Genomic DNA, 21847 nt, shown 5'->3' on the forward strand with positions numbered 1-21847 from the left:
CTTTTACTGATGAGCGAACCCTTTCTCGCCGAAATCCGCATTTACGGCTTCAACTTTGCGCCCCGCGGTTGGGCCTTCTGCGATGGACAAATCTTGCCGATCAATCAAAACCAGTCCCTTTATTCTCTGCTGGGCACTACCTACGGTGGCGACGGCAGAACCAGCTTTGCACTTCCGGACCTGCGCGGCCGCACGCCCATGCATCCGGGAGCGGGTAGCATCAATCAGGGCACTAAAGGGGGAACGGCGAACACAACCGGGCCTGCCGATGATGGAGACACCCTGGACAGCCTGACCCTGGATCGCAATCTGGGCAGCACCTTGAATAACACCCTGGTTGCCACCCATGGTGCGCAGATGGATTCTATCGCGCTTAACTTTGCCATTGCCCTGCAAGGGCTTTTCCCAAGCAGAAGCTAGAGGCTCCTATGTCAGAACCCTTTGTAGGTGAAATTCGCATGTTTGCCGGCAATTTTGCTCCGCGAGGCTGGGCACTCTGCGATGGCCAACTATTGGCCGTATCACAGAATGATGCGCTGTTTTCCTTGTTTGGCACCATTTATGGCGGTGATGGCAGAACCACATTCGGTCTACCGGATTGTCGGGGACGCTCTCCGGTACACGCCGGCACGGGCCCGGGACTTCCTCAGGCTCGTCTGGGCGCCAAAAGTGGCAGCAATGCCAGTGGTGCCGTTGCTGCCACTACCAGCGTCAGCATTGATCGCGGCCTGGGGAAAACCCAACAAACCTGGCAGGCGCATTCGAACAACCAGGAATCGCTGACCCCCCAGCTCTTTGTGCACTTCATTGTGGCCCTGTTCGGCATTTACCCTTCCCGCTCGTAATGCACAGCTACCGTTTACGCCCGGCCAGTGACAGCGACACACCGATGTTACTGGCCATCTACACCAGCACCCGCCAGGAAGAAGTGGCGCAGACCGGCTGGCCCCAGGGGCAGCAGGATGCCTTTTTGGCCATGCAGGCCAAGGCGCAGCACGAACACTACCTGCTGCATTATCCGGAAGCGGAGCGTCATCTGATTGAGTTAAGCGGGGAGACAGCCGGGCGGCTGTACCTGTCCGATTGGGAGCAGGAAATCCGCATCGTGGATATTGCCCTGCTGCCGGCCTTTCGTGGCAGCGGCCTGGGGTCACAGGTTCTCGCCGCCCTAGCAGGCCCGGGCTCGCCGGGCCGGCAAGCCCCTGACTATTCACGTGGAAACCAATAACCCGGCACGACGGCTCTATGAGCGGCTGGGCTTTGTGGAACAGGCAGACAAGGGTGTCTACCTGCTTATGCGCTGGCAACCTGACGATTGAACACCGCTTCGAAATGGTAGGTACCATCACTGGCGCCCAACGGCCCCACCGGTACCACAAACACCGATGTCTCACCAAGCACGTCGTTACGCATGACAGTGGCGCCCTGCTCCAATTGCACCTGCCCCGCAAACAACAGGGAGAAACATTCCCACCCCTCCGGCGAGATCGGCATCGTCACTTCCGCCAAGGTCAGGCTATCGCCATTTTCCAGCGTAAACGCCTGTCCTTCACAATCTTTCCATTGTTGTAATGTAATCATGCATCCTCCCCAATCAGACCGGCAGTCTAGCCGGCACTGACGGCACCGTCACCCTTGGCTACAATACGCACCCACCGAACACGCAGGACACGGGTCTTAATGAAGTTACTCCCCGACAGCAGCCTCTTCCCCACCGGCCGCGAGCACTACAAAGACTGGGCCGGGCTGGACAGCGGCAGCATGGCTGCCGTGCTGGCCGAACTGGCACGCAGCCAGGATCATCTGTTTGTGGTGCTGGCTCCCAACAGTAGTCGCGCACAACACCTTGCCGACTCGCTGGAGTTCTACCTGACCGGTAGCGGGGATCAGGGCAACGATACGCCGGTGATGCTGTTTCCGGACTGGGAGACCCTGCCCTACGACCTGTTCAGCCCCCACCAGGACATCATCAGCGATCGCATCCGCGTGTTGCACCAGCTGCCCAGCAGTCACAAGGGCATCCTGGTGGTGCCAGTGAATACCCTGATGCAGCGTCTGGCCCCGCCACTGCATATCACTGGCAACAGCTTCCTGCTCAAGGTGGGCGACACCTTCGATATGGAAGCCACTCGCAGCCGCCTGGTGTCCTGCGGCTACCGACAGCGAGATAACGTTTATGAGCACGGCGAATTCGCCGTGCGCGGCGCCATCATGGATATCTTCCCCATGGGCGCCGATCAACCCTTCCGCATTGAGCTGTTTGACGACGAGATCGAATCCCTGCGCCTGTTCGACGCGGAAAGCCAACGCTCCACCGGCAAAGTGGATGACATCACCCTGCTGCCGGCGGCGGAATACCCGCTCAGCACCGACGGCATCAGCCGCTTCCGCACCGCCTTCCGCGACACCTTCGACGTGGACACCCGCGGCGTACCGCTCTATCAGGATGTGTCCGACGGCCTGTCTGCACCCGGTCTGGAGTACTACCTGCCGCTGTTCTTCGAGAACATGGCCACCCTGTTCGACTACCTGCCCGACGATGTGCGGCTGGTGGAACTGGCCGACTGCCAGAGCGCTGTGGAGCACTTCTGGGCCGACGTGGAGCAACGCTACGAATCCCGACGCCACGATATCCACCGGCCCATTCTGGCCCCCTGGAAACTGTATCTGCGCCCGGAAGAGCTGGCGGCGGCCCTCAAGCAGCATCCCCGGGCTCGCCAGGCAGACAGCACCACCCACAGCGGTAACGCTATCCAGTTCGATGTGAGCCGGATGCCGCCGCTCACTGCGGATGTGCGTGCCAGCAACCCTCTTGCCCTGCTGCACACCTTCTCCGACGCCCATCCGGACACCCGCATTCTGCTCTGTGCGGAAACCGCCGGCCGCCGCGAAGCCCTGCTGGAACTGATGCAGAAAATCGGCATCCAGCCGGCCCTGAAAGACAACTGGCCGGACTTTATCGCCCAACCCGAGCGCTGGAGCCTGACCCGCGGCGAGCTGGATGCGGGCTTCTACGCCCCCGAACACGAGCTGCTGGTGGTCACCGAGAACGACCTGTATGGCGAGCGCGTACTGCAACGCCGGCGCCGCAAATCCAGCAGCGACGACGGCGCCGCCGAACAGGCCTTCCGCTCCCTGGGCGAGCTCACCGAAGGCGCTCCGGTGGTACACATGGAGCATGGCGTGGGCCGTTATCTTGGCCTGATCCACATGGAGGTGGACCGCCAGCAACATGAGTTCCTGCTGCTGGAATATGCCGGCGGCGACAAACTCTACGTGCCGGTGTCCTCCCTGCACCTGATCAGCCGCTACGGCGGTGGCGATAGCGCCCCGCTCAACCGGCTGGGCACCGAGCAGTGGAGCAAGGCACGGCAGAAGGCGGCGGAAAAAATCCACGACGTGGCCGCTGAACTGCTCAACACCTACGCCCGCCGCGAAGCCCGCCAGGGCAAGCAGTTCGACGTGGACATGAACGATTACGAACGCTTCAGTGCCGGCTTTCCCTTCGAGGAAACCCCGGACCAGCAGGCTGCCATTGCCTCAGTGATTGCCGACATGCAGTCCAGCCAGCCCATGGATCGGCTGGTGTGCGGCGATGTGGGTTTCGGCAAGACCGAAGTGGCCATGCGCGCCGCCTTTGTGGCCGTGGAAAACCAGACCCAGGTGGCGGTACTGGTACCCACCACCCTGCTCGCCCAGCAGCATTACGAATCCTTCACTGACCGCTTTGCCGATTGGCCGGTAAACATCGAAGTGCTGTCACGCTTCCGCAGTGCCAAGGACAAGACCCAGGTGTTGCAGCGCCTGAAAGAAGGCAAGGTGGATATCCTGGTGGGCACCCACCAGTTACTGCAGGAAACCGTGTCTTTCAGCGATCTGGGCCTGATCATCGTGGACGAGGAACACCGCTTCGGGGTACGCCACAAGGAGCGCCTCAAGCAGATGCGCGCCGAGTGCGACATCCTCACCCTTACCGCCACGCCGATCCCCCGAACCCTCAACATGGCCTTCAGCGGCATGCGCGATATTTCCATCATCGCCACCCCGCCGCAGAAACGCCTGTCGGTGAAAACCTTTGTGCAGCAGCACAATGACACCACCATCAAGGAAGCCCTGCTCCGCGAGCTTCTGCGTGGTGGCCAGGTGTACTACCTGCACAACGATATCGACACCATGGAACGGACCGCTGCCGACATCCGCAAACTGGTGCCCGATGCCCGCGTCGGCATTGCCCACGGGCAGATGCGCGAGCGGGAACTGGAAGCGGTGATGAGCGACTTCTATCACCGGCGCTTCAACGTGCTGGTCTGTTCCACCATCATCGAAACCGGCATCGACGTGCCCAGTGCCAACACCATCGTCATCGACCGGGCCGACAAGCTCGGCCTGGCTCAGTTGCATCAGCTGCGCGGCCGCGTGGGCCGCAGTCATCATCAGGCCTACGCCTATCTGATTACCCCCAGCCCCAAGGCGATGAGCAAGGATGCGCTCAAGCGACTGGAGGCCATCGAACAGGCCACCGACCTGGGTGCCGGCTTCATGCTGGCCAGTCAGGATCTGGAAATCCGTGGCGCCGGTGAGCTGCTCGGCGAAGAGCAACACGGCAACATCCACACCATCGGTTTCAGCCTCTACATGGAAATGCTGGAGCAGGCGGTGGAAGCCCTGAAACGGGGCGAACAACCGGACGTGGAAAAACCGCTCAGCGGTGGCCCGGAACTCAACCTGCGTATCCCCGCGCTGATCCCCGAGGATTACCTGCCGGACGTGTTCGGCCGCCTGACCCTCTACAAGCGCATTGCCGGCTGCAAGACCCGCAATGGCCTGAAAGAACTGCAGGTAGAGATGATCGACCGCTTCGGCCTGCTGCCGGAACCGGTGAAAAACCTGTTCGCAGTCACCGAACTGCGCCAGCAGGCGGAAAGACTGGGCATCACCCGACTCGATGCCCACGCCGGTGGCGGCAAGCTGGAGTTCGGCGAGCGTACCCCGGTGGACCCGCTGACCATCGTCAAGCTGGTCCAGTCCGGCCCGAACCGCTACAAGCTGGAGGGTGCCAATGCACTGCGTTTTGTGGAAGACAGTGAAACGCCCGAGGAACGCATCGAGGTAGTAGACGCCCTGCTCAAGCGCCTGGCAGCCCAGAGCATCAAGCAGGACACAGGCAGCTAATTCGTGAAAAACGACCGGCCAGGTGGTTAATCGTGAATTGGCGGTGTGAACTGGTTATAGTCGTTGAAATAAAAAATGACGTGGGTGCAATTTCCAGGAGACACGCCAGGTCCTAACCGGGACAAACAGGCGTAAGGAAATCACCGGACTCTCCGCCCTCAGCGGAGCATCCGACAGGCAGCAGGAGGGGCACGCCTCCGCGTCAGTATCAAGATAAGGCCTGCTCACAGGCCACCAGAGGAGATCCCGATGCTTCGCGCATTCGTTTTGGCTGTGCTGGCCCTCATGGCCACCCCTGTCATTGCCCAGAGCTGGTACAACGTTGAAGTCCTGATATTCGCCCGTGATCACGGCAGCAGCGAAGAAATCTGGCCCGCCGATTTGCAACCTCGCTATGCCCCGCGGTCAGTGACCATCGGCGCACCGCAAGTCAGTGAGTATGCCGACCCGGACGCCCTGTCCCGCGGCGCCTGGCAACCCCTGTCGGAAGACCAGACCGTGCTGCAATACATGATGGAACGCATGGCCGGCACCGGAGATTACCGCCAGCTCTACCACAAGGCCTGGAGCCAGCCCATTGGCGACAAGGGCAATACCCTGCCCGTGTATCTGAACGGTGGTCAGACCCTGGCCACAGGGGACGGCAATGTGCCAGAACTGGAAGGCACCCTGCATTTCAGTAAATCGCGCTACGTCCACGTTGAGCCGCGCATCTGGTTCAATACCCAGAGCAATGGCCAGCGTTTCTATGTAGACATCGACGAAAGCCGTCGCCTCACCGGCCATGAAGTCTATTACTTCGACCACCCCATGTTCGGCATGCTGGTGCGAATCACTCGTTAAGGCCGATCAAATCAAACAGGCGGGCACCGCCCAGTAAGTGGTCCAGGCGGAAGAGACATCAAATTTATTCGGCCAAATCTACGTTGTGATACACGTTCTGCACATCGTCCAGATCGTTGAGCATGGCCAGGAATTTATCGAACAGCTCCCGGTCATCGCCGCTCACCGTGGTGAAACTCTGCGGAATAAACTGGATTTCATCCACCTCGAAGTCGATACCTTCCAAAGCGCCAGCAAGCGCCTGGCGGGCCTTGGCATATTCTGTGTTGGGGGTGAACACAGTGAGCATGCCGTCTTCGCTTTCGATATCGGTGACATCCACATCCGCGTCCATCAGTGCTTCCAGCACCGCTTCTTCGTCATCATGACGGAACACGAAAATCGCCGCATGATCGAACATGTGAGCCACGGTGCCCTGGGTACCGATCTTGCACTTGGTCTTGGTGAACGCCACGCGCACATCGCCGAAAGTACGGTTGGGATTGTCGGTAAGACACTCGATGATCGCCATGCAGCCGCCAGGGCCATAGCCCTCGTAACGAGCCGGGGCAAAATCTTCACCGCCGCCGCCTTTGGCCTTGTCGATGGCTTTATCGATCACATGGCCAGGCACCTGATCCTTCTTGGCCCGGTCAATCAGACCACGCAGGGCCAGATTGGCAGATGGATCCAGGCCACCGGCCTTGGCGCACACATAAATCTCTCGACCATAGCGGCTGTAAACCTTGGCCTTCATGTCCGAGGTTTTCGCCATGGATTCTTTACGGTTCTGATAGGCGCGGCCCATGGGATGCTTGCTCCGAGATTGATAGTCAGCCGCAGATTCTAGGGGAAAAACGGGAAATTACCTACGCCCGGCGAATAACACCCCTCAAGATCAGACAAACAGTCTAATCGTTCAGATAATGCACCTCGGTCAACCGCTCCGATTCTTCCCACAACCGCTGTGCAACGGCCTGATTGTCAGTGATCTTGCGGGCAAAGGCCGGGGCCGGATAGCCGCGTAATTCCATCACCTTTCCCTCCGGGCCGTAATAACCGCCCGCCTCCACCGCATCGCTGGTGGCGGCCATGACGCCGGGCAGGCACCCCATCTGAGCAGACTGAGCCATGATCTTGTTGAACAGGCCTCCACCGGGCATCGTATCCTGAAGGTGGGTAGCGGAATAGCCGGGGTGAGCGGCCATTACCCTGATGTTCGACCCCGATGCCTGTAGCCGACGCTGCAGGTCCCTGGCGAAAATCAGGTTGGCCAGCTTGCTCTGACAATAGAAGGGCCAACGGGAATAGTTTTTTTCCGCATTGAGATTCCCCCACATCAACTTCCCGCCCCGATGGGCCAGGCTGGATATCTGCACAATCCGTGGATCGCTGGCAAACTCGAGAAGCTCAACAAGCTGGCCGGTCAGCGCAAAATGTCCCAAGTGATTGGTGCCGAACTGCATTTCGAAACCATCCCGCGTTCGCTGCAATGGCGGCGCCATCAGGCCAGCGTTGTTCAGCAGCACATCCAGCTTTGCAAAGCGCTGCTTTACCGCCTCGGAAAACGCCTTTACCGAGGCAAGATCAGCCAGATCCAGCGCCATAATCACCAGCCTGGCGTCAGCCACCATGGCTTTCACCGCCTCCGCGGCCGCTTTGGCCTTGTCCACATTACGGCAGGCCATGATCACTTCGGCCCCTTTGCCGGCGAACAGTTTCACCGCTTCCAGGCCGATGCCGCTGTTGGCGCCGGTTACCAGAATCGTCTTGCCGGTGAGGTCTGCCATCATCTCCGGCCGCCAGGTTGATTTGCCCATGAGAAAATCCTTTCCTGTGGTTGCGATGAAAATGATTGTGCACGGCACCGGCTACCATCACCCCTTCCTGCTGGGCCAATCGTTTGACGCCACACGATGAAGGAAAACTCACAGGTCGGCTTGAGGCCGGTGGCTACTGAATCCACAGGACTCTCACTGAGCATCAGTGGTATGGTTCTGTGCTTGTTTTGACTCACCGGTGACCGCTGTCATGGTTACCGGACGCAACGACTTACAGGGAGATCAGCACGTGGGCAAGAAGTATGACCTGAATGGCAAGGTGGTTCTCATCACCGGCGCAACCGGCGGGATTGGTGCTGCCAGCGCTCGAGCGCTTTACACAAAAGGGGCCAACCTGGTGCTGACGGATTTATCCCAGCAGTCCCTGGACTTGCTTGCCGCAGAATTTGATCCCGCACGGGTACTCGCCTTGCCTCTCGACGTAACGGATGCAGCCGCCTCAAAAGCTGTCGTCCAGCAAACCGTGGAGCACTTTGGCCGGCTGGATATCGCCTTTGCCAACGCCGGCATTGCCTGGCGGAACAACCCGGCGACTATCGCCAGCTGCGATGAGGCCGAGTTCGAAAAAATTATCGACGTGGATCTGTTCGGCGTCTGGCACACTCTTCGTGCGGCCCTGCCGGAGGTTCAGCGAAATCATGGCCAGATTATCATCACCTCCTCGATCTATTCGTTCGTCAACGGCATGGTCAATGCGCCCTACGCCGCCTCCAAGGCGGCAGTGGAAATGCTCGGCAGAGCCTTGCGGGCTGAACTGGCCGGTACCGGCGCCAGCGCCAGCGTGCTCTACCCCGGCTGGACGGCAACACCTATCACCGAGCTGGCCTTCGGTGGCCATGCCACCGCCTCCGAGCTGATTGAAAGCGCCTTCCCCGCCGTTCTGAGAAAGCAGGTGCAGCCCGAGGAAATTGCCACTGCCCTGGTTGCCGGCCTGACAACCCGTTCCGCTGCCATTATTGCCCCGGCCCGCTGGAAACCCTTGTCCATGCTGCGGGGGGTGATGAGCCCACTCAGCGATGCGCTGCTGGATCGCAGCGAAAAGATTCACCGCCTGGTTCGAAACATCGAATCGAACCGCTAGCAAGCGCGTCACTCGACTCTTCTGCCGCGCGGTAAGGCAGGCAGAGTCGAATGGCGAGCGCTCTCTATCCTGCCCTGTCCAAAGCGTTGACTCCCCCGCCACCGCTGGCATGATCGAAGTATCCCAGCCCGCAGTGCCAGCCAGGAGCCACCATGTCCAAGCCCGTCATCGCCGATATCAAGCCCCGGAAAACCGAACTCAAACCCGGTGAAACCTACCACTTCTGCCGCTGCGGTCGTTCCGCCAACCAGCCCTTCTGCGATGGCTCCCATGCGGGCACCGATATCACGCCCCTCGGCTTCGAAGCCGACAAGGACGAAGGCTACCTGTGCATGTGCAAGCATAGCGGCAACTTCCCCTATTGCGATGGCACCCACGCCCGGTTCAGCAAAGACCAGGTCGGCGAAGAAGGCCCCGGCCCGGAGAGTATCCAGCGGGACGGCATGCCACAGCCCAAGGCCACCGCAGAGGAACCCAACGTGGCCCTGATCCACGACCTGGCGGAAAACGGGCTCGATAAAGTCGGCCATCATGGCCCCATGACCGCCATGGGCGTCCCCCGTGACTGCCTGCCCAAATGGGATGATATCCAGATCATGGTGGCGCAGATGGCCACCCAACCGCTGCTGGATGACCAACCCGTAGGCACCGAACTGATGATCGGTCCCAGAGCGGACAAACCGCTAACGCTGGCGATTCCCCTGATGGTCTCGGACATGAGCTTCGGTGCACTTTCCGAGGAGGCGAAGGTGTCACTGGCACGGGGCGCAGACCTGGCCGGCACCGGCATCTGTTCCGGCGAGGGCGGCATGCTGCCGGAAGAACAGGCCGCCAATTCCCGCTATTTTTACGAGTTGGCCAGCGCCATGTTTGGCTATACCGAGGACCATCTGAAGAAGGTGCAGGCGTTTCACTTCAAGGGTGGCCAGGGCGCCAAGACCGGCACCGGCGGCCATCTGCCTGCCAACAAGAACGTGGGCAAGATTTCCCAGGTGCGCCACATTCCCGAAGGCCAGCCGGCCATCTCCCCTGCCACCTTCAGGGAGCTGCACAGCAGCGATGATTTCAAACGTTTCGCCGACCGGGTGCGGGAAGTGTCCGGCGGCATACCGGTGGGGTTCAAACTGAGCGCTAACCATATCGAAAGAGACATCCAGTTCGCCCTGGATGCCAGCGCCGACTACATCATTCTGGATGGCCGGGGCGGCGGCACCGGGGCTGCACCCGCCATGTTCCGCGACCACATCAGCGTGCCCACCATCCCCGCCCTGGCCCGCGCCCGCCGCTATCTGGATGACCAGGGCGCCAGCGGCAACGTCACTCTGATGATCACCGGCGGCCTGCGCATGCCCATGGATTTCGTCAAAGCTCTGGCCCTGGGGGCCGATGGTATTGCCCTGTCCAACAGCGCCATGCAGGCCATTGGCTGCGTTGGCGCCCGCATGTGCAATACCAACCAATGCCCCGCCGGCATCGCCACCCAGAACGAGGAATTGCGAAAACGTCTGGACGTGGACCACGCTGCCCACCGGCTGGCCAACTTCTTCCATGCCTCAACAGAGCTGATGCAAGTCATGGCCCGCGCCTGCGGCCACCACCATCTGAATCAATTTACCCTGGAAGACCTGGCAACCTTTGATCGGGAAATGGCTGCCCTGGCCGGGGTTCGTTATGGCGGAATCGGCTAGCTTCCAGAGATAACAGAGGGAGAAATTTCAACCATCGGTAAGCAATGTCTTACAAGTGAATGGCAAATGTAGGAAAAGGCGTACATTTATTTCGTTACCTCACAACCAACGTCACTTATTTTTTCAAATAATAATATTTTCCTTATTAATCATCCTGTTATAAAAAAATCGTTCCTTCGCTTCAGAAAACCGCCAACAAAGACGGTCAATATGACGTGATCGCAACATCAACTCATCCCTTGAAAGTCTCCGCCTGTCGCGATCCCTTTGCCCTGCTGGGCGTCCCGCTACTAATAATTGAGACATAGATCACTAACTGATGGCGATCAGCAGTTTTCGCCACTATTGCAGTAACCGGTACTACCGGATCTCGGATGGCACAAATGCAAACACAGCGTCTTGGATTTATCGGATTGGGAGAAGACACGGTCAGTGCCTGTCTTTCCATGCTGAAAATCATTGATGGCCGTTCCTCAGTACACTGGAGCCAGGCAACACCTGCGATGGCGGATGTTCTCATGGTGTCCAGTCTGCAAGAGGCACAAACCAGCCAGGACGACCTGAGCCAAAAACCCTGTATCGTCATTTACCCCAGCTCTGAGGAAAAACCAGCATCCGCTTTTGCGCTGCCACACCCATTTCGAGTCATGCAGCTGCTGGATGTGTTGGATGAGGTACTGCGATCTTTGGATACTTCATCCAGTCATGCTGAGCATAATCGTGAAGTGTCTGAATCAGAAGGAAACTCATCACTACCTAGCGTCGATTTTTGTGCCAGTTTATACCGGGTTATCAATAACAAGGGGTCGACTGAACTGTACAGCAGCCAAAGTCCGGAAGGCCTTTTACTGGTAAAACCCGGAAGCCACCGGTTTTACGCACGGCCCGCATTGCTACACGCCTTGTCCGCGGGCCCGGTGTCTTTTAGCCCTTTAAGCCCCAGCAGCGAACCCGTTTCCGAGGGCATGGTACCACGGCCACTGTTTGAGCTCGCCTGGCTAACCGGAGCTAACCATTGCAATGACCTGCTGCCCTGGCTGGATGAAGACAGCCATTTCAAATTGAGCCGTTGGCCCAGTGCTGCAGCGCTGAATAAATCCCGGCAGTTGCTCTCCTTGTGTGCCCTGATGACCCGCCGTGCACTGACGCTGTCAGAGCTGAAGACACTTTCACATTGTGATGACAAGGCGCTTTATCACTTCATCAATGCTTGTGAAATTAGCGGGTTACTGGTCAGTCAGGTGAGACCGCCCTCTGCTATAGCCCCATCAGTACAAGCTGGCGCGGAACACCATCGCCTCGGTGGGATGATCAAAGGCCTGAGAACACGTCTGGGATTGAGCTGAAATAATGATAAGCAACGAATTCAAAATCCTTTTCACCGGCCCGATGGGCGCCGGTAAGACTACGGCAATCACTCAACTCAGTGATCAGGAATGTGTCTCCACGGATGTGATAAACACTGATTTAGAGCAGTGCAACAAGGAAATGACGACCGCCGGTCTGGATTACGGTTATATCAGCCTGCCTGACGGTAGTGGCGTGCGCCTTTACGGCACACCAGGGCAAGAGCGTTTTCAGTTCATGTGGCCAATTCTGGCTACCAATGCAGCAGGAGTTATCCTCCTGCTGAACGGCGAACACCCGGACCTTGAAGAACACCTGGAACTTTACACCAACGCTTTTTCCAACAACGGGGAAACGCCTCTGGTTATTGGTATTGGCCGGATTTCCAGTGATGACTTCACACGTATCGACCGGGTTACGGAAAAACTGGCAGCCAAACATCTGTTTGTCCCAGTGATTTCCGTGGACGTCAGGGAGTGTGAAGACGTTCTGCTTCTGGTTGAAACCCTCCTCTGTCAGATCGAAGCCAACGAAATGGAACTGATGCAAGTATGAAAGACAGGAACCCTCTTAGCGATTCTGCCGTGGCAATGGCGCAGAAACAGCTACACATCCTGCAAGACTCCACCCCGGGGATCACCTCTGCCGTGCTATTGAGCAGTGATGGCTTTGAAATAGCCACGTTGGAAAACGATAAGGGGAAAGCCAGCCGGCTTGCCGCAATGGGAAGCTCCCTTGCGGCAATCAGCTCGGCAATAGCAAAAGAAGCGGGCATTTCTGAGTGCAGCCGCCTGATTGTCGAATCCGAGGAGGGCGTTGTGGCCGTGATGAAAGTGCCCAACAGCTCACCTCCCCTGGCATTGGCCGTAGTCGCCAATGACGCCTCCAAGCTCGGGCAACTGATCTGGGGCGCCAAAAACTGTTGTGCAGCTCTATCGGAATCATTGAAAGCAGCCAGTTAGTTCCCCTCTTTAGGGAAAATATAAAATAATAGGAGTTAGTTATGGGCAACGTTACTGAGAGTCTGAAAACCCTGTTGGAATCCGATGGTGCAATGTGTGCCGCTATTGTTGATTCAAACAGTGGCATGGTGCTGGGTCAGGATGGGACCGGACTGGATCTTGAGTTGGCCGCCGCCGGCAACACCGAGGTGGTTCGTGCCAAGCTTAAAACCATGAAATCACTGGGACTCAAAGACACCATCGAGGATATTCTGATCACACTGGGAACCCAGTATCACATCATCCGTCCGGTGGCGAAAAATGAAGGTCTGTTCATGTACCTGGTGCTGGACAAGGCAAAATCCAATCTGGCACTGGCTCGGCGCAATTGCCAATCGGTTGAAGCTGACCTGAGCGTTTAACCATCACGTCGTGGGTATGGAGCAGCACCATTGCTGCTCCGTACCATACGTTCTTCCATGGCACGGTGCTTTCAGACCACTTCCTGAGCTGGTGCAAGTGTTGCCAGAATGCCACTCCGCCCAATACATAATCCTTTTTCACTAAACCCGATAGACCTTGCTACACTCCTCTCCTTCCCCGCTGGAGACTGCAGTATGGCCCGCGTTACTCTCGACTTGCCTGAACAGTTCATCTACACCCACACCATCAATGTGCGCATGACAGACCTGAATACCGGTAAACATGTGGGCAACGACCAGATGATCTCACTGCTCTCCGAAGCCCGTTACCGGTTTTTCTGCCATATCGGCTTCGACCAGTTCGATACCGACAAGCAGAGCATTGTGGTGACTGACCTGGTGGCCACCTACAAGACGGAAAGTTTCGCTCAAGATGATCTTCAGTTCGAAGTGGGATTGATGGATTTCAACAAGTACGGGGCCGATCTGATTTTCCGGGTCAGCAAACAGCCTGGCGGTCAGCTGGTAGTGTTAGCCAAGCAGGGCTTTGTCTTTTTCGATCATCAGAGCCACGCAATCATGCCCGTGCCAACGGCGTTTCGAGAGCAGTTTGCCGATCTTGCATGACAAGGTAAGGGCGTCTGCTGAAACGCACTGCACCGTCGACAAATTCACGCCTGTTCTGAATCAGTCCAGTTCCAGCAACTCTGTAAGAAACGCCTTCCACATCGGATAGACCATAAAGCGCCCCAGTCCCGGGAAACTGCGAAACGCCACGCCGGGCAAATCACTCGCCAGGCCGCGGGCGCTGCCGATGGAAATAATCCGGTCGTCTTCGCCGTGCCACTGCATGACCGGCACGGTAATCTTGCCCAGGTCCACCTGCCAGGGATGCTGCATGCGTAGATACTCATCAATCATAATGCGGGCACCCTGGAAATGGCTGCGACGCATGGATTTGATGGTGCGCTGCAACAGATCCGGATTACCCAGCACAGCCTTGTCTTGATCGCACAACCCTTTTGCAATCATGGCGAAGAATTTTTCTGGCGCCTTCTGCACACCGCGTATGCCCAACCGCCCTACCAACACAAATAGCCTCGGGTCACGACGGAAAAGACGCAAGAACATGTTGTGCAGCGGGTCCAGCTTGTCCAATTCGAAGTGCTCGATAGGAACAGTGCTGGCCAACAGGCCAAGTCGATCGAAAATGTCCGGGTATAGCGCTGCCGCACAGAGGGCATAGGGGCCTCCCCCACAGTAGGCCGCCATGGGTGGACGATTCAGGTCCAGATGCTCACACAAGGCGAGAATATCCGGGCCAAAATCCCGGAATTCCATACCCGCCTTGTAGGTGGAAATGCCGTAGCCGGGCCGCACGATCATGATCATGCGTAGCCCTTTTTCACGATACCAGCCATCAAAGTAGCCATGATCCGGCATGGCCGCACCCAGGTTGTCCAGGGTGAGTACCGGACGACCATTGGGGTCGCCATATTCGTACCAGCTAAGCACTCGACGATCTGGCAGACTCAGGGTGTATTCCTGTTCCTGCTGTATTTGTGGCAGTTTCGCAGCTTGCACCAGAGCATGGCCCATGGCGTGACTGACCAGCTGTACCTGGCTGTTGGCATTGAGTTTTGCCATGGTGGATTTAAGCTGGGTACGGGCGGTGTGAATGCTGACGTTCAGCAGTTTGGCGCTCTGGCTCAGGTTGCCGATTTTGCACAGCAGGTGCAGCAGCCGGGATTCCGCCTGGGAGATATTAAACAGGGAGCGAAGCATCTCCGGGGATGGCGTCACCACGCTATGGCCCGCCAGCACCCAGACGATAGTTCGCAGCTGGGAAATTGTCCCCGGCGCATCGGATTTCTGCAACGGCAGACATAACAGGGACACCCCGTCCTGGGGAGAACTGATCAAACGGGTTTCACGGCCCTCAGCCATCCGGTTGATGCGGTCCAGGGCCTGTTTCAATTCCCGATCGGCAAACAGCAGGCTGCCGTCTTCATGCAACTGCACCGGGCCATCCGCCAGCACCTGCCTGGCCACTGGATTGCATTCCAGTACCTGCATGCCATCATCCAGCATCAGCATGGGCCAGGGCATCTGGTTGTACATGGCATTGAGCACCTGGGTACGATCTTCCAGGGCATGCATGTAGGCACTGCTACGCACCGCCCGTTCCAGGTGGTCAATCAGTTGATCCACTTCGCTGGAAGTCTGTCGCGTTGCCAGAGAGCTGCCGGGATCGGCGGATGGCGGCCGGCTATCCGTCCAGCCGGCAATGGTATCCAGCAACTCGACCCAGTCGCCGGGGGACAGCGCTGTTTCGTAGATTTTACCGATCAGCGCATCGTTATTGTTGTCGTCTTCCACTCAGTCTCGCCCATAGTCTGCAGCAACGATCATAGGAAGTGCCGGGAACCACGGCAAGCAGGCAAGCAACTACCGGCGACTATTCCCGCACGTCCACCGGTGCTGCCCGGCGTTTGGCCAGCCAGCGCCAAACCAGGCCATCCGGTCGCTGATGGCCCGTCTGCACGTAACGCAAGGCGTTGAGGTGGCGCAGGCTCCATTGCATCAGATTATTGGCCTTGTCCGTGCCGCAAAACAGCAAGCGGTCACCAGGCTCCAGCTTTTCCGTTTCATCGGGCAGAAGAGTATTGCGGCCATTGCGGCGCAGCATCAGGGGAATGGCATCCAGACAAGTGAGCCGATGACGGGGACTACGACACAGATTGCCCAGGGTAACCGGCTCCCCAAGACGCAGAGCCAGGGTCACTGCGGGGGTCTCTTCATCGCCTATCTGCACGTGCCAGCTTTCCGGGGTGATCGTGGTCGTGATCCCGGCCATACGCTCCAGCAGTTGCTCATTCCACTCATTACCCTGTTTCTCTGCCTCCTGGAGAAACTCTTTCAACAGAGGCGCATTGAGCACAGACAGGAAACGACTGGCCACCAGAAAGCTGGTTTGCACGGGCAATTCAGGATTAACGGCCTGAAACAACAGGCGGTTATGCAGGCGGTTCTGCAAGGCCACCATGTAAATACTGCTGTTCAATTCGCGCGCCGTCATCATGACTGACAGGTTATCGGCATCATCCGGTGTCGCCACCACCAGGGCCACGGCCTTGTCGATACCCGCTTCACGCAGAGTCACTGCTTCCGTGCCCTTCCCTTCCACGCTGCCAGCAGGCACATCCGGCTGATTCGGGTGTGGCGTCACCACCACCAGATCAATACCCGCCTCCTTGCTGAGCGCCTCGTACACAGCGCGGCCAAAGGGGCCGAAACCACACAGTATCCAGCGACCCTGGGGAGGCATTGGCCGCTCCGGCAAGCCGGCACCGGGCAAGGAGGTGAGCCAATCATATACCCGGTGGGTATCCGGCTGGCGGATGCCCAACAACAGACGACGGGCAAAATCCTGATAGGGATTGACCACCAGATCAGTGCCGAAGGACAACATATTGTTGGCGTTTTCTTCGCTACCGGCGCGACAGAACACCTGGCTGTGTTTGTTCAGCAATTTCACCGTAGTGGCGATTTTCAAATTGGTGTGATTGTTGTCGGTCACCGCCAGTACGCCACGGCACAGCGGGTGCTTGAGGCCGGCCTTGACCAGGTTCCCGGGGATTTCCGCATCCACCGTAAAACCCGGCACATACAGCCCCTGATCCTTGATGCGCAGAGAATCAATGGCTTCCGGGTCCTTGTCCACGATGACCACCCGCATGCCTCGACTGAGCAAAGACCGGGTCAGTAGTTTGCCGGTATCACCGTAGCCGCAGATAACGTAGAAAGGTTCACGAAAGCGGCGCAGGCTGCGCTGCAATTGCACTCGGCTCAGTTCCTGCCGGAAATTCTTGTCCTGCAGCAGGGAAATAATGATGCCCACGGAATACAGCCAGGAGAACACGGTCAGATAAATACTGACCATGGTCCACATGCGCTGGCCACCGGAAAAATCGTAGGGCACCTCACCGAAGCCAATGGTGCTACCGGTGTAGCTGACCACGTAGAAGGCTTCGAAGAAACTCATCCGCCAGGGGTTACCCTGATCATCCACGCCGGGAATCAGAGTGAAACCCACGGTGGCGATGCTGTACGCCACAATCAGCACCACCAGTGGCACACGCATGCGCCGCAGGATCATGGGAACGACAGAGGGCATGGCAATTATCGCTGCAGGGTGATGGTTTCCACCGTCAACAGCACGGCGGATACCAGGTTGGCCAACAGGGCGCCACCTGACAGGGACACAATGGACGCCATTACCGCCGGCGTCAGCCCGACTTCAAGCACATGCACCGCGACCGCCCAGACAATGGCGGCCACGATTAACTGAAGATCTGCCACCAGGGAGGAAGCCAACAACACAGCGCCAATCTGCGTGCGTTCACCGAACTTGAGCACGGTGGCTATCAGGCTGACCACCAGGGCCGCAAACAACTCATAAACGTCATGGTGCTGCGGGTTATCAATCTCCCCGTAGAAGAACCCGAAGTTAAGCGTCAGCGCAAGCAGAATGAAAAAACCAAAAACCACCTTCTCGAGGTTCATCGTGCATCCTTGTTTTGCCCGAGGTGTTGGGGATCATTGTGTCAGGGAATGGACTGGTGGGCTACAGGCTTGCCCCAGGATGACTTACCTACAGAGCCGACCGCGAAATACGGTTTATCCGAAGCCTCCGGCGGTGAGGCCATGCCTCTCAGCGGGCTGGCAAACTCTACAACGCCAAGCCCGTGCACCAGCCGCTGGCCCAGGCCCACTGGAAGTTAAAGCCACCGAGCTGACCGGTGACATCGAGGACCTCACCAATGAAGTGCAGCCCCGGTACGGCATTCACTTCAAAGGTCTTGGAAGAGATGGCGTCGGTATCGACGCCGCCCAGGGTAACTTCTGCGGTGCGATAGCCTTCCGTGCCCGAGGGTTTGAATTGCCAGCCCTTGAGGGTAGCTGCCAAGCCACTGAGGCGTTCGTTGCTGAACTGCTGCAGGTTGCCCTGCCAGCCGAACCGCTCCACCAAAGCCCCGGCCAGACGTTGGGAGAAATACTGGCGCAGCCATCGCTCCATGCCACGGTTGGGGTGTTGGTTGCGCTCGGCGACCAGATCGGCGAAAGGGTCGGCAACAGCGGGTAACCAGTCCACAGTCACCGGCTGGCCCGGCGCCCAGAAGCTGGAGACCTGCAACATGGCCGGGCCGGAGAGGCCCCGATGGGTGATCAGCATGGGCTCGGCAAAGTGGGCGCCACCGGCCTCGGCCACCACCTCAGTACTGATACCGGACAAGGCAGACAGCCAGGCCTTGTCATCCGGCTGCAGCGTAAAAGGCACCAGTCCGGCACGGGTGAGCAGCACACTGAGCCCGAATTGCTCGGCAAGCTGATAACCGAAGCCAGTGGCCCCCATAGTGGGAATCGACAGGCCGCCGCAGGCCACCACTAGCTTGGCACAGCGAATGACGCCTGCCGAAGTGGAGAGCACAAAGCCCTGCCCTGCCCGCTCCACCCGGCGAACCTCGGTCTTCAGGGAAATTTCCGCCCCGGCCCAGTCACATTCGGTGAGCAGAATGCCAAGTATTTCCTTGGAGGATTCCGCACAGAACAGTTGCCCAGGCGCTTTTTCCACATGTTCGATGCCGTGGCGCTCCACCAACTCCACAAAGTGCCACGGGCTGTAACGCTTGAGGGCAGATTTACAGAAATGCGGGTTGGCGGAAACGAAATGTTCCGGGGTGGTGTTCAGGTTGGTGAAGTTGCAGCGGCCGCCGCCGGACATGAGGATCTTCTTGCCCGCCTTGTTGGCGTGGTCCAGCACCAGCACGCGATGGCCCTGATAGGCAGCCGTGGCAGCACACATCAGTCCAGCCGCGCCGGCGCCGATAACGACGATATCCACTTCTGTACTGACTGCCATGGGGCCCTCCGGTTACCGGCCGCAAGGATAGCGGGGATCAGAGGCTGAGGCCATCGCAGTTGGACGGTGAATGTCGCCGACGGCTAATTCGCCCAAAGGGCGTGGGGAATTCTGGTTTGGGTATTAGCGGATGACGGAGACTTCCGCAGTGGTGGTGAAATTTTCACTGCTGGAGGATACCGGCTGGGCGCCGTTGGCAACCTGTATCTCAGTGCGATAGCGGCCACTGGCCATCTGTTGATCGGCGGGTACCAGCCGGGCGGCTGGCTGTTGCTGGCCCAGTGGCGGGCGGTTTTCCACCTCACCGCTACGGCTCACATCACTACTATCTCCATAGCAACCGGTTAGTGAAACCAGACCGGCCAGCAACAACATTGGTGCTTTCATGCTTCCCCCAGACCGCCTTGCAAGCGGTTTTCTTAACTCAATAATTTGCATTTATACGGCACAGGGCCTGCGCTGTACAGCGCCGGCGGGCAAAGCACGCTAACGTTGCGGCTGGCAACCCTCGCAGAGTGAAGACCCCCAGCTAGTCGGGCCCTACTGATTCAGCTCCTGATCACTGAACGTATCCGCGAACAACGGGGAGGTAAGGTAGCGCTCGCCTGAGTCTGGCAGCACCACCACAATGGTCTTGCCCTCGTATTCCGGCAGCTGGCTGATACGGTCCGCCACGCACATGGCTGCGCCGCAGGAAATACCGGCGAGGATGCCCTCTTCCTGCATCAGTTTGTGGGCCCACTCCATGGCGTCCTCGTTGCTCACTTGCTCACAACGATCCACCACCGACAGATCCAGGTTCTTCGGCACAAAGCCGGCACCAATGCCCTGAATCTTGTGGGGGCCGTGGGTAGGTTCTTCGCCTTTCAGGGCTGCGCTGATCATGGTGGAGGAATCCGGCTCCACGGCAATGGAGGTAATGGCCTTGCCTTTCTGATTCTTGATGTAGCGCGATACCCCGGTGATCGTGCCACCGGTACCCACGCCACTGACCAGCACGTCGATATCGCCGCCGGTGGCGTCCCAGATTTCCGGGCCGGTGGTTTTCTCGTGGATATCCGGGTTGGCCGGGTTGTTGAACTGCTGCAGCATCAGGAACGTATCCGGATTGTCGTTAACCAGTTCCTCGGCTTTGGCGATAGCACCGGGCATGCCTTTGGCGCCGGGTGTCAGCACCAGCTTGGCGCCCAGGGCTTTGAGGATTTTCCGGCGCTCCAGGCTCATGGTATCGGGCATGGTCAGAGTCAGGTCATACCCCCGCGCCGCCGCCACGTAGGCCAGGGCGATACCGGTGTTGCCGCTGGTGGGTTCCACCAGGGTCATGCCGGGTTTCAATGTGCCGCTCTTTTCCGCGTCCCAGATCATGGAGCTGCCAATACGACATTTCACGCTACCCGCCGGGTTGCGTGATTCCAGCTTGGCGAGAATTTTTCCCTGGCTAATGCGGTTGATTTGCACCAGCGGGGTCTTGCCAATGGTTTCGCTGTTGTCCTTGTAGATCTCGGTCATGGTTGCTTCTCCTCAATCTGGCTTGTTACTTCCTATTGTGGCTTTTCCTGCTTTTTCAACCGCCGGCTCCAGCGCTGGCGGGCATAGAGTCGCAGGTCTGCCACGTGATCGGTTTCGTCCATGATCTCACGGCCGAGAATACTTTCCAGAATATCTTCCAACGTGATCAGCCCTACCCAGGTGCCGTGCTCGTCATAGACCACCGCCATGTGCTGGCGCTGGGCCAACATGGCGTGAAACAGCTTGTCGATCCCCATCCCGGTATGGACCAGAGGCACTTCGTGGGCCAGTACGCTCATGGTCTGCTCCGGGTTGCAGCCCAGCAGGTCGGATTTGTGGATATAGCCTTTGCCCTCGCCCTTCTCCGTCATCACCGGGAAGCGGGAAAAAGGCTGGTCTTTCTCTTTTTCCAGAAATTCGGCCACGGTCATCTCCGGGGTCACCGTGCGACAAACCGTGCGCGGGGTCATGATGGTGCCGACCTTGATGTCGTGCAGGCGCAGGACGTTCTGGATCACCTGGAATTCGTTGTCGTCCAGAGCATCCTGATCCTTGCCCATGTCAGCCAGGGCGCGGATTTCCGCCCGCACGTCCACATCGTGCTCGCCACCACCAATGCGGCTGGTAATCAGCTTGGACAGCCACACAAAGGGCATCAGAGCGATCATGATGAACTGCAGAACCGGCGGCAGCATGGGCGCCAGAGCGCGCCAGTATTTCGCCCCAATGGTCTTGGGGATAATTTCCGACAACACCAGAATGGCCAGGGTCATCACCGCGGAGGCCGCGCCGAGCCAGGCTTCGCCAAACACCACCGCCACCTGGGCGCCGACCCCGGTAGCCCCTACGGTATGGGCGACCGTATTGAGGGTGAGAATGGCGGACAGGGGTTTGTCGATATCGTCCTTGTAGGAACGGAGCGTCTCATAGAGCTTGGGCCGTGTTTCCCGCAGGCCGGCGATGAAACTCGGCGTAATCGACAGTAATGCCGCTTCCAGAATCGAGCAAAGAAAGGAAAAGCCGATGGAGACGGCGGCGAAGATGATCAGCAGGGTCACTGTGCGAAGCTCCTTCCAAAAGCCGCTGCTCGGCAGCGGCCGT

23 protein-coding genes are annotated in these 21847 nt (G+C 58.4%); 13 read left to right on the forward strand and 10 right to left on the reverse strand.

The features are described 5' to 3' along the window. The first annotated feature begins 9 nt into the window (after window positions 1–9). Genes ACMG4M_RS10840 through ACMG4M_RS10855 form a run of 4 tightly spaced genes read left to right on the forward strand, consistent with a single transcriptional unit; the run spans window position 10 to window position 1319 of the window. Entirely contained in the window at window positions 10–420 is a 411-nt protein-coding gene (locus ACMG4M_RS10840) for a phage tail protein (RefSeq protein ID WP_035247240.1), read from the forward strand. Window positions 421–428: 8 nt separating this feature from the next. Then, window positions 429–845, forward strand: coding sequence for a phage tail protein (locus ACMG4M_RS10845; protein ID WP_035247238.1), 417 nt, complete (start codon window positions 429–431; stop codon window positions 843–845). Then, complete coding sequence (locus tag ACMG4M_RS10850; RefSeq protein ID WP_414429969.1) at window positions 845–1228, forward strand: N-acetyltransferase family protein; 384 nt, start codon at window positions 845–847, stop codon at window positions 1226–1228. Before ACMG4M_RS10845 ends, ACMG4M_RS10850 begins: the two co-directional genes overlap by 1 nt. After that, on the forward strand, window positions 1215–1319 hold the full coding sequence (locus ACMG4M_RS10855; protein ID WP_414429970.1) for a hypothetical protein: 105 nt from the start codon (window positions 1215–1217) through the stop codon (window positions 1317–1319). Before ACMG4M_RS10850 ends, ACMG4M_RS10855 begins: the two co-directional genes overlap by 14 nt. Here the strand turns inward: ACMG4M_RS10855 and ACMG4M_RS10860 are convergent. Further along, complete coding sequence (locus tag ACMG4M_RS10860) at window positions 1294–1581, reverse strand: DUF6916 family protein (protein WP_035247234.1); 288 nt, start codon at window positions 1579–1581, stop codon at window positions 1294–1296. The genes ACMG4M_RS10855 and ACMG4M_RS10860 overlap by 26 nt on opposite strands. Window positions 1582–1680: 99 nt before the next feature. Between ACMG4M_RS10860 and mfd the strand changes: the two genes are divergently transcribed. Both mfd and ACMG4M_RS10870 read left to right on the forward strand, forming a co-directional pair. Then, window positions 1681–5172: a transcription-repair coupling factor gene (gene mfd / locus ACMG4M_RS10865; RefSeq protein ID WP_414429971.1), complete on the forward strand. Its 3492-nt coding sequence runs from the start codon at window positions 1681–1683 to the stop codon at window positions 5170–5172. Window positions 5173–5421: 249 nt separating this feature from the next. Further along, the gene (locus ACMG4M_RS10870; protein ID WP_414429972.1) at window positions 5422–6015 is read left to right on the forward strand and encodes a peptidoglycan binding protein CsiV; all 594 of its coding nucleotides are present in this window, start codon (window positions 5422–5424) and stop codon (window positions 6013–6015) included. A gap of 64 nt (window positions 6016–6079) precedes the next feature. Here the strand turns inward: ACMG4M_RS10870 and ACMG4M_RS10875 are convergent, their stop codons facing one another. Both ACMG4M_RS10875 and ACMG4M_RS10880 read right to left on the reverse strand, forming a co-directional pair. Then, window positions 6080–6802, reverse strand: coding sequence for a YebC/PmpR family DNA-binding transcriptional regulator (locus ACMG4M_RS10875; protein WP_414429973.1), 723 nt, complete (start codon window positions 6800–6802; stop codon window positions 6080–6082). A 103-nt stretch (window positions 6803–6905) separates the two neighbouring features. Beyond that, window positions 6906–7814: an oxidoreductase gene (locus ACMG4M_RS10880; protein WP_414429974.1), complete on the reverse strand. Its 909-nt coding sequence runs from the start codon at window positions 7812–7814 to the stop codon at window positions 6906–6908. 211 nt (window positions 7815–8025) lie between these two features. Here ACMG4M_RS10880 and ACMG4M_RS10885 point away from each other — a divergent pair, with 211 nt between their 5' ends. From ACMG4M_RS10885 to ACMG4M_RS10915, 7 genes are all read left to right on the forward strand, one after another. Then, window positions 8026–8916: an SDR family NAD(P)-dependent oxidoreductase gene (locus ACMG4M_RS10885; RefSeq protein ID WP_414429975.1), complete on the forward strand. Its 891-nt coding sequence runs from the start codon at window positions 8026–8028 to the stop codon at window positions 8914–8916. A gap of 152 nt (window positions 8917–9068) precedes the next feature. Next, window positions 9069–10604, forward strand: coding sequence for a glutamate synthase-related protein (locus ACMG4M_RS10890; protein WP_414429976.1), 1536 nt, complete (start codon window positions 9069–9071; stop codon window positions 10602–10604). A 374-nt stretch (window positions 10605–10978) separates the two neighbouring features. Then, window positions 10979–11950 carry a hypothetical protein gene (locus ACMG4M_RS10895; RefSeq protein WP_035247216.1) on the forward strand — a complete coding sequence of 324 codons (972 nt, stop codon included), beginning with the start codon at window positions 10979–10981 and terminating at the stop codon, window positions 11948–11950. 4 nt (window positions 11951–11954) lie between these two features. Beyond that, window positions 11955–12506 (forward strand): GTP-binding protein, encoded by a 552-nt coding sequence (locus tag ACMG4M_RS10900; protein WP_035247214.1) that lies wholly within the window; start codon window positions 11955–11957, stop codon window positions 12504–12506. Beyond that, window positions 12503–12913, forward strand: coding sequence for a roadblock/LC7 domain-containing protein (locus ACMG4M_RS10905; protein ID WP_035247212.1), 411 nt, complete (start codon window positions 12503–12505; stop codon window positions 12911–12913). The genes ACMG4M_RS10900 and ACMG4M_RS10905 overlap by 4 nt, the downstream gene beginning before the upstream one ends. Before the next feature lie 41 nt (window positions 12914–12954). After that, a complete protein-coding gene (locus ACMG4M_RS10910; protein ID WP_272975338.1) occupies window positions 12955–13314 on the forward strand; it encodes a hypothetical protein in 360 nt (119 codons plus the stop codon). Window positions 13315–13509: 195 nt separating this feature from the next. After that, complete coding sequence (locus ACMG4M_RS10915; protein WP_272963266.1) at window positions 13510–13941, forward strand: thioesterase family protein; 432 nt, start codon at window positions 13510–13512, stop codon at window positions 13939–13941. 60 nt (window positions 13942–14001) lie between these two features. Here ACMG4M_RS10915 and ACMG4M_RS10920 read toward each other — a convergent pair whose 3' ends face one another. The 7 genes from ACMG4M_RS10920 to ACMG4M_RS10950 form a co-directional block, all read right to left on the reverse strand. After that, entirely contained in the window at window positions 14002–15693 is a 1692-nt protein-coding gene (locus tag ACMG4M_RS10920) for an alpha/beta hydrolase (protein WP_414429977.1), read from the reverse strand. A 79-nt stretch (window positions 15694–15772) separates the two neighbouring features. Then, window positions 15773–17491 carry a potassium channel family protein gene (locus tag ACMG4M_RS10925; RefSeq protein WP_035247198.1) on the reverse strand — a complete coding sequence of 573 codons (1719 nt, stop codon included), beginning with the start codon at window positions 17489–17491 and terminating at the stop codon, window positions 15773–15775. 5 nt (window positions 17492–17496) lie between these two features. Beyond that, complete coding sequence (locus tag ACMG4M_RS10930) at window positions 17497–17880, reverse strand: DUF6394 family protein (RefSeq protein ID WP_035247195.1); 384 nt, start codon at window positions 17878–17880, stop codon at window positions 17497–17499. A gap of 166 nt (window positions 17881–18046) precedes the next feature. Next, window positions 18047–19237, reverse strand: coding sequence for an NAD(P)/FAD-dependent oxidoreductase (locus ACMG4M_RS10935; protein WP_414429978.1), 1191 nt, complete (start codon window positions 19235–19237; stop codon window positions 18047–18049). Between the two features lie 123 nt (window positions 19238–19360). Next, a complete protein-coding gene (locus ACMG4M_RS10940) occupies window positions 19361–19624 on the reverse strand; it encodes a hypothetical protein (protein WP_414429979.1) in 264 nt (87 codons plus the stop codon). A gap of 153 nt (window positions 19625–19777) precedes the next feature. Beyond that, window positions 19778–20746 (reverse strand): cysteine synthase A, encoded by a 969-nt coding sequence (gene cysK / locus ACMG4M_RS10945; RefSeq protein WP_414429980.1) that lies wholly within the window; start codon window positions 20744–20746, stop codon window positions 19778–19780. A 32-nt stretch (window positions 20747–20778) separates the two neighbouring features. Beyond that, window positions 20779–21804 carry a CNNM domain-containing protein gene (locus ACMG4M_RS10950; protein ID WP_035247182.1) on the reverse strand — a complete coding sequence of 342 codons (1026 nt, stop codon included), beginning with the start codon at window positions 21802–21804 and terminating at the stop codon, window positions 20779–20781. Between the last annotated feature and the right edge of the window lie 43 nt (window positions 21805–21847).

The organism is Alcanivorax sp. IL3, assembly GCF_047495465.1.
Taxonomy (GTDB): Bacteria; Pseudomonadota; Gammaproteobacteria; order Pseudomonadales; family Alcanivoracaceae; genus Alcanivorax; species Alcanivorax jadensis.